General features: G+C 57.7%; 14 protein-coding genes. 10 read left to right on the top strand and 4 right to left on the bottom strand.

From position 1 onward, the window contains the following. Positions 1–5 precede the first annotated feature (5 nt). The 4 genes from fabF to fabD all read right to left on the bottom strand — a co-directional run bounded on the left by fabF (position 6) and on the right by fabD (position 3,550). Positions 6–1,268, bottom strand: coding sequence for a beta-ketoacyl-ACP synthase II (fabF, locus tag FIV46_RS02410; RefSeq protein ID WP_139938202.1), 1,263 nt, complete (start codon positions 1,266–1,268; stop codon positions 6–8). Positions 1,269–1,403: 135 nt separating this feature from the next. Next, positions 1,404–1,637 (bottom strand): acyl carrier protein, encoded by a 234-nt coding sequence (locus FIV46_RS02405; RefSeq protein ID WP_139938201.1) that lies wholly within the window; start codon positions 1,635–1,637, stop codon positions 1,404–1,406. 205 nt (positions 1,638–1,842) lie between these two features. Then, entirely contained in the window at positions 1,843–2,580 is a 738-nt protein-coding gene (gene fabG, locus FIV46_RS02400; RefSeq protein ID WP_139938200.1) for a 3-oxoacyl-[acyl-carrier-protein] reductase, read from the bottom strand. Positions 2,581–2,602: 22 nt separating this feature from the next. Then, positions 2,603–3,550, bottom strand: a complete 948-nt coding sequence (fabD, locus tag FIV46_RS02395) for an ACP S-malonyltransferase (RefSeq protein WP_139938199.1) — start codon at positions 3,548–3,550, stop codon at positions 2,603–2,605. Between the two features lie 330 nt (positions 3,551–3,880). On the opposite strand from fabD, the gene rpsF reads away from it, so the two are divergent. From rpsF to purF, 10 genes are all read left to right on the top strand, one after another. Beyond that, positions 3,881–4,261, top strand: coding sequence for a 30S ribosomal protein S6 (rpsF, locus tag FIV46_RS02390; RefSeq protein ID WP_139938198.1), 381 nt, complete (start codon positions 3,881–3,883; stop codon positions 4,259–4,261). 25 nt (positions 4,262–4,286) lie between these two features. Beyond that, entirely contained in the window at positions 4,287–4,550 is a 264-nt protein-coding gene (rpsR, locus tag FIV46_RS02385; RefSeq protein WP_139938197.1) for a 30S ribosomal protein S18, read from the top strand. An 11-nt stretch (positions 4,551–4,561) separates the two neighbouring features. Beyond that, on the top strand, positions 4,562–5,230 hold the full coding sequence (gene rplI, locus FIV46_RS02380; protein WP_139938196.1) for a 50S ribosomal protein L9: 669 nt from the start codon (positions 4,562–4,564) through the stop codon (positions 5,228–5,230). A gap of 102 nt (positions 5,231–5,332) precedes the next feature. Further along, positions 5,333–6,844: a replicative DNA helicase gene (locus tag FIV46_RS02375; RefSeq protein WP_139938195.1), complete on the top strand. Its 1,512-nt coding sequence runs from the start codon at positions 5,333–5,335 to the stop codon at positions 6,842–6,844. Beyond that, a complete protein-coding gene (alr, locus tag FIV46_RS02370) occupies positions 6,844–7,962 on the top strand; it encodes an alanine racemase (RefSeq protein WP_139938194.1) in 1,119 nt (372 codons plus the stop codon). The genes FIV46_RS02375 and alr overlap by 1 nt, the downstream gene beginning before the upstream one ends. Before the next feature lie 18 nt (positions 7,963–7,980). Next, positions 7,981–8,757: an MlaE family ABC transporter permease gene (locus FIV46_RS02365; protein WP_139938193.1), complete on the top strand. Its 777-nt coding sequence runs from the start codon at positions 7,981–7,983 to the stop codon at positions 8,755–8,757. Continuing rightward, the gene (locus FIV46_RS02360) at positions 8,754–9,545 is read left to right on the top strand and encodes an ABC transporter ATP-binding protein (protein ID WP_139938192.1); all 792 of its coding nucleotides are present in this window, start codon (positions 8,754–8,756) and stop codon (positions 9,543–9,545) included. The genes FIV46_RS02365 and FIV46_RS02360 overlap by 4 nt, the downstream gene beginning before the upstream one ends. 3 nt (positions 9,546–9,548) lie before the next feature. After that, positions 9,549–10,928 carry a DNA repair protein RadA gene (radA, locus tag FIV46_RS02355; protein WP_139938191.1) on the top strand — a complete coding sequence of 460 codons (1,380 nt, stop codon included), beginning with the start codon at positions 9,549–9,551 and terminating at the stop codon, positions 10,926–10,928. Next, positions 10,928–11,563, top strand: a complete 636-nt coding sequence (locus FIV46_RS02350; RefSeq protein WP_139938190.1) for a CvpA family protein — start codon at positions 10,928–10,930, stop codon at positions 11,561–11,563. Before radA ends, FIV46_RS02350 begins: the two co-directional genes overlap by 1 nt. Positions 11,564–11,694: 131 nt before the next feature. Further along, positions 11,695–13,146: an amidophosphoribosyltransferase gene (gene purF, locus FIV46_RS02345; protein WP_139938614.1), complete on the top strand. Its 1,452-nt coding sequence runs from the start codon at positions 11,695–11,697 to the stop codon at positions 13,144–13,146. Positions 13,147–13,149 lie beyond the last annotated feature (3 nt).

Below are 13,149 nucleotides of genomic sequence, written 5' to 3'. Positions count from 1 at the left end.
GGGTATCAGACCGCCTTGAAAATCAGGGAGGCGTTGGTGCCGCCAAAGCCGAAGCTGTTGGACAGTACGGCATTGATTTTCTTGTCCTGGGCCGTGTGCGGTACCAGGTTGATGCCGCTGACGCCTTCGGACGGGTTGTCCAGGTTCAGGGTCGGCGGAACCACACCATGGTTCATGGCCAGGATCGAGAAAATGGCCTCGGTACTGCCGGCGGCACCCAGCAGGTGGCCGATGGCGGACTTGGTGGAGGACATGGCAATCTTGCCGGCGGCGTCGCCGAACAGCCTTTTCACAGCACCGAATTCGAGCTCGTCGCCGAGCGGCGTGGAAGTGCCATGAGCATTCACATAGTCGATATCGTCCGGCGTCAGGCCGGAGCGTTTCAGAGCCATTTCCATGGCCCGGTAACCGCCGTTGCCGTCCGGCGCCGGAGCGGTCACATGGTAGGCGTCGCCGGACATGCCGTAACCGACAACTTCCGCATAGATTTTGGCGCCACGTTTCCTGGCATGCTCATATTCTTCCAGCACCACCATACCGGCGCCCTCGCCGATCACGAAACCGTCACGGTCCTGGTCCCAGGGACGGGACGCCTTGGTCGGGGTGTCGTTGAAGTGGCTGCTCAGCGCCTTGGCCTGGGCAAATCCGGCCACACCGATCCGGCAGATGGCCGCTTCGGCGCCACCGGCCACCATGACATCGGCATCATCAAGGGCGATGATACGGGCCGCATCGCCCAGCGCGTGAGTACCGGTCGCACAGGCGGTAACAACCGCGTGGTTCGGTCCCTTGAGGCCGTGGCGAATGGAGACATTGCCGGAAATCAGGTTGATCAGACAGCGCGGAATGAAGTGCGGGCTGACCCGGCGCACACCGCGTTCATGCATATTGATGGATTCATCCTGGATGCCCGGAAGACCGCCGATACCGGATCCGGCCAGAATGCCGGTACGGCACCGCTCTTCCTCGGATTCCGGTTTCCAGCCGGAATCTTCCAGAGCCATGTCGCTGGCCGCAATCCCGTAAAGAATGAAATCGTCAACACGGCGGCGGTCTTTGGCGCTCATCCAGTCATCCGGGTTGAATGTCCCGTTTGAGCCATCGCCCTGTTTGACCTCACAGGCAACCTGCGAGGACAGGTCGGATGCGTCAAATTTAGTGATGGGGCCGGCACCGGATTCCCCGGCAATCAGTCTTTCCCAGGTCAGATCAACACCCGTCGCAAGAGGGGTGACCAATCCAAGTCCCGTAACTACCACTCGTCTCATAATATCAACCTCTATTCTTTTAAAATTATTATCGGGTAATATGCCTCAAATATGACAAAGCCGCGTCAACACTGCTACCGGATACGGCATGAGCAGAATTGCGCGGCATTTGACGATTCAAGCAGGCCAGCGGACTTACGCGTTGGCTTCGATGAAATCAATTGCATCCTTGACGGTCAGGATTTTCTCGGCTGCATCGTCCGGGATTTCACAACCGAATTCCTCTTCAAATGCCATAACCAGTTCAACAGTATCGAGGCTGTCTGCGCCCAGATCATCGATAAAGCTTGCAGCATCCGTAACTTTGTCTTCTTCGACACCGAGATGCTCTACTACGATTTTTTTAACGCGCTCAGCTACGTCACTCATATTCTATTTCCTTTAGTTCTGTGGACCTTCCTGATCCAGTTAGTAACAAAACTATGTCTGGCGAACCAGTACTAAATACCCCAAGATCAGATTTTTCAAAAGACAATCTTGCGATTTTTTGCCATCTAATTGAAACATTTCAAATTTTCGAGGGCTACCTAACATATATTCCGGCGCCTTGCCAAGCTTTATATGCCCCCGGCGGTTAAATCATCGCCATGCCGCCGTTAATATGCAGAGTCTGCCCGGTTACATAGCCGGCTTCCTCGCTGGCGAGATAGACCACGCCGGCCGCAATTTCATCAGCCTGGCCAAGCCGTCCCATGGGCACACTGCCGAGAATCCGGTCCTTCTGGCCTTCGTCGAGTACATCGGTCATCGGGCTTTCAATGAAGCCGGGGGCGAGGCAGTTCACGGTGATACCGCGGCTCGCGACTTCCTGCGCCAGGGACTTGCTCATGCCGATCAGTCCGGCCTTGGAGGCGGCATAGTTGGCCTGCCCCGGATTGCCGGTGACACCGACGACGGACGTAATATTGATGATCCGGCCGAACCGGCGCTTCATCATACCGCGCAGCATGGCCTGGCTCAGCTTGAACGCCGCTTTCAGGTTAACCTGCTGCACCAGGTCCCAGTCCTCGTCCTTCAGGCGCATGGCCAGGTTGTCCCGGGTGATCCCGGCGTTATTGACCAGAATGTCAATCTGACCCATGGCTTCTTCCGCAGCTTTCGGCAGGGCGGCAACGCTTTCCGGATCGCTCAGGTTGGCGGGAACCACATAGGCGCCCTCGCCCAGTTCCCTGGCCAGCTCTTCCAGAGGCTCAACGCGGGTGCCGGAGAGCGCCACCTTGGCGCCCTGGGCATGCAGGGATCTGGCGATGGCGGCGCCCAGGCCACCGGAAGCGCCGGTAATCAGCGCACATTTACCTTCAAGATTAAACATTGTCTCATACTCCCCGTATCAATTAGCTTTTCAGCGAGGCCGCAAATACCTCGATATCCTCTGCAGTCTGCAGGGAAACTCCAGCAAGCGAGCGGTCAATCCGTCGCACCATGCCGGTCAAAACCTTGCCGGCGCCGGCTTCCACCAGGGTATCCACGCCGAGCTCGGCCATCTTCAGCACCGATTCACGCCAGCGGACCCGGCCGGTCACCTGCTCCACCAGAAGCTCACGGATCTTTTCCGGGTCTGTTTCCGGCGCAGCCGTGACATTGGCAATCACCGGCACCACCGGCTGGTTGATGGTGGTTTCCGCCAGGGCGGCTTTCATTTCCTCCGCAGCCGGCTGCATCAGTGCGCAGTGGAACGGGGCGCTCACCGGCAGCAAAACACCTTTCATGGCGCCCTTGTCCTTGGCAATGGGGATAGCCCGTTCAACGGCGCCTTTATGCCCGCTGATCACGATCTGACCGTTGGCATTATCGTTGGCGGCGGTGCAGACTTCGCCTTCTGCGGCTTCCGCGACGACTTCCTCAACCTTGTCCATGTCGAGGCCGAGGATCGCGGCCATGGCGCCTTCGCCGACCGGCACGGCCCGCTGCATCGCTTCACCGCGCAGGCGCAGAAGTTTGGCGGCATCGGTCAGGGACAGTGCCCCGGCGGCTGTCAGGGCGGAATATTCGCCAAGCGAGTGACCGGCCACATAGGCGGCGGCATCCTGCAGCCTGACACCGAAGTCATCTTCCAGCACCCGCATGACCGCAATACTGACCGCCATCAGGGCCGGCTGGGCATTATGGGTCAGGGTCAGGTCTTCCTGAGGGCCTTCAAACATAATCGCCCGCAGGTCAGCGCCCAGGGCGTCGTTGATTTCCTCGAATACCTGGGCGGCTACCGGGCGGCTTTCCGCCAGTTCCTTGCCCATTCCCACAACCTGGCTTCCCTGTCCCGGGAAGGTGAATGCACGTGCCATAGATATGTCATCCCTCTTTTAATTGTGATGTCCTGCCCTTTCTCATAACGCATGCCCGGACAGTGTCAAGGGAACTTGAAATAGAGGGCCAAATTAGGCGATAATATGGCCTGCTTTCCCGCTCCCGGACCGCGACGGGAAATTATTTCCCGAATTCCGCTCTTTTTTCCGGGAAAAGGCTTGTATTTGCGGGAGGTTCATGTATATATCGCGCCTTCTGCCCCTGCTTGTCGGGAGCGGAACCCAATCCGGTTGATTATGTAATGTGACGCATTTGATATTCGTGGTCACCCCGGAATGTTGAAACTCTTAAGGTTAAAAGGAATACCGATGCCTTGTTATGAATATACATATATCGCTCGGCAGGATATCCAACCTCAACAGGTTGAAGCGATTACCAATGATCTGACAGCCATTATCGAAAACAATGGCGGTAAAGTTACCAAATCAGAATATTGGGGTCTGCGTAATCTTGCCTATCGTATCAAGAAATACAAAAAAGGTCACTATGTTCACCTGAACGTTGACGCCGGCGCCGACGCTATTGCGGAGCTGGAGCGCAACTCCCGTCTGCACGAGGATGTGGTTCGTTACATGACCATCCGTGTTGAAGAGTTTGAAGATGGTGAATCCGTTGTTCTCCGTTCCAAGGAACGTGAAGGACGTGGCGGACGCTATGACCGTGACGACAACAAACGGTCAGACTCCTAAGAAATTCTCATAAAGGAATTACCAAATGTCAGAAAGAAAAGATTCTCCACGGTCAGGCGGCGGTGCCCGTCGTCCGTTTTTCCGCCGTCGCAAAACCTGCCCCTTCTCAGGTGAAGGTGCGCCGAAGATAGACTATAAAGACGTACGTCTGCTGTCCAAATATGTTTCCGAACGTGGCAAGATCGTTCCCAGCCGCATCACCGCCGTTTCCGCCAAGAAACAGCGTGAGTTGGCCCGCGCCATCAAACGCGCCCGGAACCTGGCTCTGCTGCCTTATGTGATTCAGTAGGGAGATTTATCATGGAAGTCATTCTGCTTGAACGCGTTGCAAAACTGGGCCAGATCGGTGATGTGGTATCTGTGAAAAACGGCTTTGCCCGTAACTACCTGCTGCCGCAGAACAAAGCCCTTCGCGCCACCAAAGCGAACCTTGAGGTTTTTGAAGCACAGCGCAAGGACATCGAAGCCCGCAACCTGGAAGCCAAAAAAGAAGCTGAAGCCGTTGCCGGTAAAATGAACGATGTATCCGCAGTGATCATTCGTTCCGCCGGTGAAAGCGGACAGCTGTACGGCTCCGTTTCCACCCGCGACATCGTGGACGTGCTGGCCGACCAGGGGTACACCGTTTCCCGCAACCAGGTTGTCCTGGACCGGGCGATCAAGAACCTGGGCCTCGAAGATATCGAAATCCGTCTGCACCCGGAAGTCAGCGTTACCGTTCAGATTAACGTTGCCCGTTCCGAAGCTGAAGCTGAAATGCAGGCCAAAGGCATCGATACCACTGTCGAGGAAGAAGCTGCAGAAATTTCTGTTGAAGATTACTTTGAGCCCGAAGCTGCTGAAGAAGTTGCTGCTGAGCTGGCTGAAGAAGCTGAAGTTGAAGTTGAAGCTGCTGCCGAAGAGGAAGCCGCTGAAGAAGTTGCAGCCGAAGAAGCTTCCGAGGAAGCTGAAGAAGAAAAATCCGAATAATTTTCTTCCAAAAATAATTTCTCTGAAGGGCAGCCTCACGGTTGCCCTTTTTTGTTCTTATCTTGTATGATCAAGTAAAGAGTCGGAGCAGAAATTCAAAATATGGCAGATTTTCCTGATATTCCCGAGATTAACGAGAACGACAATGTGGTCAACGCCACCTTTCGGGAAACGCCCCATAACCTGGAAGCCGAACAGGCCCTGCTCGGCGCGATATTGACCAATAATGAAGCTCTGGCCAAGGTCCAGGATTTCCTCGAAGCCGAGCATTTCATCAATCCCGCGCACCAGAAAATCTTTGAGGCGACCCGCAAGCTGATTGAGAAAGGACTTGTGGCCTCCCCGGTGACCCTGAAACCCTATTTCGAGCGTGAAGAACATCTGGAGGATGTCGGCGGCGCCAAATATCTCGCTTCCCTGGCGTCTTCCGCCATCAGCATCATCAACGCCACCGAATATGGTCAGATCATCCACCAGATGGCCCTGAAACGCGAACTCATCAATGTGGGTACGGAAATCGTCAACGACGCCTATGATCATGATGTGGACAAATCGGCCCAGGATCAGATCGAACGGGCGGAACGGGCGCTTTATTCCCTGGCGGAAACCGGCGCTTCCGAAGGCGGCTTTAAATCCTTTGCCAAAGCGGCCGGCGATGCCGTCAACATTATCGAGATCTCCCGTAAAAATGCCGGCAAGCTGTCCGGCATCACCACCGGCTTTACCTCCATCAACAATCACATCGGCGGCCTGCACAAGTCAGACCTGATGATTCTGGCCGGACGCCCGGCGATGGGGAAAACCGCGTTGGCCACCAACATCGCCTTCAATGCGGCCAAATTCTATCTGGAGCAGCTGCGCGCCGGCATCACGCACGAGGAAAACCGCGGTGCCGTGACGGCCTTCTTCTCGCTCGAGATGTCCGCCGACCAGCTGGCCACCCGTATTCTCGCCGAGCAGGCCAACCTGCCGTCTCAGGACCTGCGTAAGGGGCAGATCAACCAGGACCAGTTCGCTGCCCTGGCCCGTACCAGCATGGAACTGGAGGAACTGCCGCTGTTCATCGACGACACCCCGTCGCTCAGCATCGGCGGGCTTCGCACCCGGGCCCGCCGCCTGAAACGGCAGCATGGCCTAGGTCTGATCATCGTCGATTACCTGCAACTATTGAAGGGCAGCGATCGCGGTCGCGGCCCCGAAAACCGGGTGCAGGAAATTTCCGAAATCACCCGTGGTCTCAAGGGGTTGGCCAAAGAACTTCAGATTCCGGTTTTGGCTCTGTCCCAGCTCAGCCGTACCATTGAACAACGCGATAACAAACGCCCGCTGCTGTCGGACCTGAGGGAATCCGGCTCTATCGAACAGGATGCCGATATGGTGACCTTTGTCTACCGGCCGGAATATTACCTGCACCAGCAGCAGCCCGACCCCGGCACGCCGGAGCATGCCATCTGGCTTGAGGAATGCGACAAGATGCACGGCAAGGCCGAATTCATCATCGGCAAGCAGCGTCACGGTCCCACCGGCATTATCGAGCTGATGTTCAACAGCGAAACCACCAAATTTACCGACCCGCCGGTGGCCGATGATCATCTGCCGGAGCAGTTTAACTGATGCCACGGGAAACCATGACTTCCCTGCCCGTCGATTGCCAGGCGACACTGACCATTGACCTGCCGGCCATCGTCGATAATTACCGTGCTGTCCGCAAGCTGGCCGCGAACGCCGATGCCGCCGCCATGGTCAAAGCCGATGCTTATGGGATGGGAATCGCCGAGGTCGCGCCCGCCCTGTTCCACGAAGCCGGCTGTGCGAACTTCTTTGTTGCCAACCTGGCCGAGGCCGTGGAATTGCGCCACCATACCCCCGATGCCTGCATCTATGTGTTGAACGGGCTGTTTGCCGGTCATGAGGCCTATTTCACCGACCATAAGCTGCGCCCGGTCATCAACAGCCCGGAACAGCTCGCCCTGTGGAAAGCCAACGGCCAGGGCCTGCCCTGCGCCCTACATTTTGATACCGGCATCAATCGGCTCGGCTTTTCGCCGGATGAGACCGCGCAGCTGCTCAATCACGCGAGCCCGCTCAAAGAGGTCAATATCGCCCTGGTCATGAGCCATCTGGCCTGTGCCGACGACAAAGGCAATAGCCTGAACAAGCAGCAGCTCGAAACCTTCCGCAAGATCAGCGCCACCTTCCCCGGCATCCCGGCGTCACTGGCCAATTCCGGCGGCATCCTGCTGGGGCCGGACTATCATTTTGACATGGTGCGCCCGGGCCTGCTGCTGTTTGGCGGCAATCCGTCGCTTAACGCGCCCCTGCCCGCCGACATCCACCCGGTTTTCACCATATCCGGGCGGATTCTGCAGGTGCGTGAAGTCCGCGAAGGTATGGGTGTCGGTTACGGCTCCACCTGGAATGCACCGCATCGCAGCCGCATCGCCATTGTCAACGTGGGCTATGCGGACGGTTACCTGCAGGTCTTCAACAATGTGGGGCACCTGTATCTGGCCGGCCGCGAAGTTCCGGTGGTCGGCCGGGTCTCCATGGACATGCTGGCCATCGACATCACCGGGCCCGGGTTCAGCACTGTTTCCGAGGGCGATGAAATTGAATTGCTGGGACAGCATATTACACTTGAAAAGGCGTCTGAACTGTCTAACCTAAGCCAATACGAAATTCTGACCGGTGTTCGGGAACGATATCATCGTGTTTATATCCCGGTAAAATAACAAGCGGGTGGAGGAGTAATGAATTTTCTTGCCAGAATTGGCCGCGTGTTCTTCATGTTTCTGCAGGCGGCCGGCCATTTGGGGGTTTTTGCCACCTCAGCAGTTTCCCATATGTTTGCCCCGCCCTTCTATCCGCGGGCGCTGTTCAAACAGATGATGACTATCGGCTATTACAGCCTGCCGGTGGTGGGCCTGACCGCGCTGTTTACCGGCGCCGCGCTGGCGCTCAACATTTATGAAGGCGGCTCCCGCTTCAATGCGGAAAGCGTGCTGCCGTCAATCGTTGTGATTGGCATCGTGCGCGAACTGGGCCCGGTGCTCTGCGGCCTGATCGTCGCCGGCCGGGTCAGCGCCTCCATGGCGGCGGAGCTTGGCACCATGCGGGTCACCGAACAGATCGACGCCCTCAGCACCCTGTCCACCGATCCCTTTAAATATCTGATTGCCCCGCGCATCCTGGCAACCCTGATCATGATGCCGTTCATGCTGGTGATTGTAGCCGACACCATCGGCGTGATGGGCGGCTTCCTGATCGCCACCACAAAGCTCGGCTTCAACCCCAGCGTCTATATGAAAACCACCATGGACTTCCTTGAAGCCATTGATGTACGCGCCAGCCTGACCAAAGGCGCGGTGTTCGGCTTTGTCGTCTCGCTGATGGGCTGCTACCACGGTTTCTACAGCCGCGGCGGCGCCCAGGGTGTGGGCATTTCCACCACCAATGCCGTGGTCTCCGCCTGCATGCTGATTTTGCTGACCAACTATATCGTAACAGAGATGTTCTTTTCGTCATGACCGAGATCCAGAATAAAGAAGTGCCAAAAATCAGTCTCCGCGGCGTGAGAAAAGCCTTCGGCAGCAAAGTCGTGCTCGACAGCATCGATCTGGATGTGATGCCGGGGGAATCCATGGTCATCATCGGCGGCTCCGGGTCCGGCAAGTCGGTGACGCTGAAATGTATTCTCGGCCTGCTCGAGCCCGATGCCGGCAGCATCAAGATCGACGGCGAGGAAACCGTTGGCATGTCCGGCAAAGACCGCAAAAGGATCATGGGCAAGTTTGGCATGCTGTTCCAGGGCGCGGCCCTGTTCGACAGCCTCCCGGTGTGGGAGAATGTGGCCTTCCGGCTGATTGCCACCAAGAAAATGTCGCGCAAGGACGCCAAGGAAGTCGCCATTGAGAAACTGCGCCGGGTCGGCCTGGAGCCGGAGGTGGCCATGCTGAGCCCGGCCGAACTGTCCGGCGGCATGCAGAAGCGCGTCGGCCTCGCCCGCGCCATTGCCGACGAGCCGGAAATCATCTTCTTTGACGAACCGACCACCGGTCTTGATCCGATTATGGCGGATGTGATCAACGACCTGATTGTGGAATGCGTGAAGGACCTCGGCGCCACAGCGCTCAGCATCACCCATGACATGGCCAGCGTGCGCAAGATCGCTGACAAGTGCGCCATGATCTATAAGGGCAATATCATCTGGAGCGGCCCGCGGGCCGATATCGACCACAGTGGCAATGATTATGTAGAGCAATTCATCCACGGCAAGGCCGAAGGGCCGATCAAGATGGAAATTCTGAAAGCCTGACCCATGGCCAAAGCCCGTCGCACATATGTCTGCCAGTCCTGCGGCAGCGTCACGTCCAAATGGATGGGGCAATGCGAATCCTGCGGCGAATGGAACAGCATCATCGAGGAAACCGACCAGAGTCTGCCCAGCGGGCTTGGCAAGGGCTCGTCCCCGGCCAGGGGAACCGTGATCGACCTCGGCGACCTCAGGGGCGAGGAAACCCCGCCCGCCCGCATGATGTCGGGCATGGCCGAATTCGACCGCGCCTGCGGCGGCGGCCTGGTGCCGGGCTCGGCGACACTGATCGGCGGCGATCCGGGGATCGGCAAGTCCACCATCCTGTTGCAGGCCATGGCGCGGCTTGCCGGCAGCGGCCATCGCACCATCTATATCTCCGGCGAGGAATCCACCAGCCAGGTGCGCATGCGCGCCAAACGGCTGGGGCTGGAGGATAATCCGGTCAAGCTCGGCTCCGAAACCAATCTGCGCAACATCATCGCCACTCTGGAACATGGTGACCTGCCGCAGGTGGTGGTCATTGACTCGATCCAGACCATGTTTGCCGACACCATCGAATCCGCGCCGGGCACCGTGGCCCAGGTCCGCACCTGTGCCCAGGAACTGATCCGCTTTGCCAAACGGCGCAATGTGGCTGTGGTGCTGGTCGGCCATGTGACCAAGGACGGCCAGATCGCCGGTCCCCGGGTCCTGGAGCATATGGTCGATACCGTCCTTTATTTCGAAGGCGACCGCGGCCACCAGTTCCGCATCCTGCGCGCGGTCAAGAACCGCTTCGGCGGCACCGACGAGATCGGTGTGTTTGAGATGAGCGACATGGGCCTGCAGGAGGTGCATAACCCCTCGACCCTGTTCCTCGGCAACCATACCGGCGATGTCGCCGGCTCGGCGGTCTTTGCCGGCATGGAGGGCTCCCGCCCCATGCTGGTGGAAATCCAGGCCCTGGTGGCGCCGTCCTCGCTCGGCACCCCGCGCCGGGCCGTGGTCGGCTGGGATTCGGGACGGCTCTCCATGATCATCGCCGTGCTCGACGCCCGTTGTGGCCTCGGCCTTGGCGCTTTTGATATCTATCTCAATGTGGCCGGCGGGCTGCGGATCTCGGAACCGGCCGCCGATATGGCCGTCGCCGCCGCCCTGATTTCCTCGCTGTCCGGCTATTCAATCGCCAAAAACACGGTATTGTTCGGGGAAATCAGCCTGTCCGGGGAACTCCGGCCGGTGGGCCAGGCCGACGCCCGGCTCAAGGAATCCGCCAAGCTCGGCTTCGAGCAGGCCTATATCCCGGCCAATATCAAGCACAAGGGCAAGGACCTGCGCGTGGTGGAACTGGATGAAATCCGCAAACTGGTCGACCTGATTGCCGTCGACCTGGAAGGAAACTGATGGAAGGCTTGCTGAACCCGTTTGACATCATTGTCCTCGCCACTTTGGTGATTTCCGGCATTGTGTCCTGGAGTAAGGGCTTTACCACCGAGGCGCTGAGCCTCGCGGCCTGGGCCGGGGCCTTGATTCTTACCCTGCAGGGGCAGCCCCTTGCCGCCCCCTATGCCAGGGAACTGATTCAGCCGGATATCATGGCCAGCATCATTTCCTATGCCCTCCTGGGCGTGGTCAGCCTGATGCTGCTGAAATTTATCGCCACTTTTATCGGCAGGAAAATCAAGGAAAGCCATGTCGGCGCCCTCGACCGCAGTCTCGGCGTGCTGTTCGGGATTTTGCGCGGCATGTTGCTGATCTGCGTTATTTTCCTCGTGATCAATACCTTTGTCTCACCGAAACACTTCCCGGACTGGTACCAGGATTCCAAATCACGCCCGCTGGTGGAATATGGAGCCAGCATGGTCAATGCGATGAACCCCCTCAAAGACGATATCGATCCGGAAGAAACCCGGGAAAATATGAGTTTGCTGAAAAACATCTTTACCTCCTTCTCCAGCAGCTCCCGGGATGAGGAAGGTTATGACAAAGAGAACACCGACGAGATGGACGAACTGTTCAAGAAAAAGATGGACGAATAAAAAAAGGTTCACATAGAAACCGTTTCGACATATAACGCCCCAGAGGCCACCACACGATTGACGCTCAACAACCATTGTGACGAGTTGACCATATGACGGAATTTACTGCTCCCCGCCCCGGCTCCCAGGACCTGATTGGCACCAATCCCTTCGATGACGACAAACTGCATGAAGAATGCGGCGTTTTCGGGATCTATAACCATGAGGAATCCGCCGCCCACACGGTGCTCGGCCTGCATGCCCTGCAGCACCGCGGCCAGGAAGCCGCCGGGATCGTGACCTTTGACGGCCGGAACTTTCATTCCCATAAATCCATGGGCCATGTGGCCGACAACTTCAACAGCCAGAAGGTGATCGAGTCCCTGCCCGGCATGTCCGCCATCGGCCATGTGCGCTATTCCACCACCGGCGGCTCGGCCATGCGCAACATCCAGCCGCTGTTTGCCGACCTGTCGTCCGGTGGCTTTGCCGTGGCCCATAACGGCAACCTGACCAATGCCTGGACGCTGCGTAAAATTCTGGTGGAGAAAGGTGCGATTTTCCAGTCCACGTCGGATTCGGAAGTGATGATCCATCTGGTCGCCACCAGCACCTATACAAATCTTGTCGACCGGGTAGTGGATGCGCTGCGCCGTATCGAAGGCGCCTATTCCGTGGTGGCGCTGTCCCAGAAGAAACTGATCGGCGCCCGTGACCCGCTTGGCGTGCGACCGCTGGTGCTCGGCAAACTGTCCGACGACACCTATATTTTCGCCAGCGAGACCTGTGCCCTCGATATTATCGGCGCGGAATATATTCGCGATGTGGAGCCGGGCGAGCTCATTGTCATTGATGCGGACGGACTGACCAGTCATCATCCGTTCCCGGCCAAAAAGCCCCGCCCCTGCATTTTCGAACATGTCTATTTCTCCCGTCCCGACAGCATCACCAACGACCGCAGCGTCTATGAAGTACGCAAAAACATCGGCAAGGAACTGGCCAAGGAAAGCACCGTCGAGGCCGACCTGGTGATCCCGGTGCCGGATTCCGGCGTGCCCGCCGCCATCGGCTATGCCCAGCAGTCCGGCATTCCGTTCGAGCTCGGCATTATCCGCAACCATTATGTGGGGCGCACTTTCATTGAACCGTCGGACCAGATCCGCCACCTGGGCGTGAAGCTGAAACATAACGCCAACAAGGCCGAGATCGAAGGCAAAAGCATCGTCCTGATCGATGACAGTATCGTGCGCGGCACCACCTCCATCAAGATTGTCGAGATGATGCGCGCTGCCGGGGCCAAGGAAGTGCATATGCGCATCGCCAGCCCGCCGACCACCAACAGCTGCTTTTACGGCGTCGATACACCCGAGAAGGACAAATTGCTGGCCTCGCGCATGAGCGTTGAGGAAATGGCCAAATATATCGATGCCGACAGCCTCGCCTTTGTCTCCATCGACGGCCTGTACCGCGCCGTGGGCGAAACCAGCCGCGATAGCAACAGCCCGCAATATTGCGACGCCTGTTTCAGCGGCGACTATCCAACCCCGCTCACCGATGAAGCCCTGGGCGAAGACAACAAACAATTCTCTTTCCTGACGGACTAAAGG

The sequence above is a fragment of the Emcibacter nanhaiensis genome (assembly GCF_006385175.1).
GTDB lineage: Bacteria > Pseudomonadota > Alphaproteobacteria > Sphingomonadales > Emcibacteraceae > Emcibacter > Emcibacter nanhaiensis.
The sequence above is the reverse complement of the archived record's forward strand: the minus strand, read 5'-3'. Positions and strand labels throughout refer to the sequence as shown.

What these genes read in the sequence shown, in the direction of transcription:
- fabF (WP_139938202.1), bottom strand. Translation starts at nt 1,268, where the DNA reads ATGAGACGAGTGGTAGTTACGGGACTTGGATTGGTCACCCCTCTTGCG.
- FIV46_RS02405 (WP_139938201.1), bottom strand. Translation starts at nt 1,637, where the DNA reads ATGAGTGACGTAGCTGAGCGCGTTAAAAAAATCGTAGTAGAGCATCTC.
- fabG (WP_139938200.1), bottom strand. Translation starts at nt 2,580, where the DNA reads ATGTTTAATCTTGAAGGTAAATGTGCGCTGATTACCGGCGCTTCCGGT.
- fabD (WP_139938199.1), bottom strand. Translation starts at nt 3,550, where the DNA reads ATGGCACGTGCATTCACCTTCCCGGGACAGGGAAGCCAGGTTGTGGGA.
- rpsF (WP_139938198.1), top strand. Translation starts at nt 3,881, where the DNA reads ATGCCTTGTTATGAATATACATATATCGCTCGGCAGGATATCCAACCT.
- rpsR (WP_139938197.1), top strand. Translation starts at nt 4,287, where the DNA reads ATGTCAGAAAGAAAAGATTCTCCACGGTCAGGCGGCGGTGCCCGTCGT.
- rplI (WP_139938196.1), top strand. Translation starts at nt 4,562, where the DNA reads ATGGAAGTCATTCTGCTTGAACGCGTTGCAAAACTGGGCCAGATCGGT.
- FIV46_RS02375 (WP_139938195.1), top strand. Translation starts at nt 5,333, where the DNA reads ATGGCAGATTTTCCTGATATTCCCGAGATTAACGAGAACGACAATGTG.
- alr (WP_139938194.1), top strand. Translation starts at nt 6,844, where the DNA reads ATGCCACGGGAAACCATGACTTCCCTGCCCGTCGATTGCCAGGCGACA.
- FIV46_RS02365 (WP_139938193.1), top strand. Translation starts at nt 7,981, where the DNA reads ATGAATTTTCTTGCCAGAATTGGCCGCGTGTTCTTCATGTTTCTGCAG.
- FIV46_RS02360 (WP_139938192.1), top strand. Translation starts at nt 8,754, where the DNA reads ATGACCGAGATCCAGAATAAAGAAGTGCCAAAAATCAGTCTCCGCGGC.
- radA (WP_139938191.1), top strand. Translation starts at nt 9,549, where the DNA reads ATGGCCAAAGCCCGTCGCACATATGTCTGCCAGTCCTGCGGCAGCGTC.
- FIV46_RS02350 (WP_139938190.1), top strand. Translation starts at nt 10,928, where the DNA reads ATGGAAGGCTTGCTGAACCCGTTTGACATCATTGTCCTCGCCACTTTG.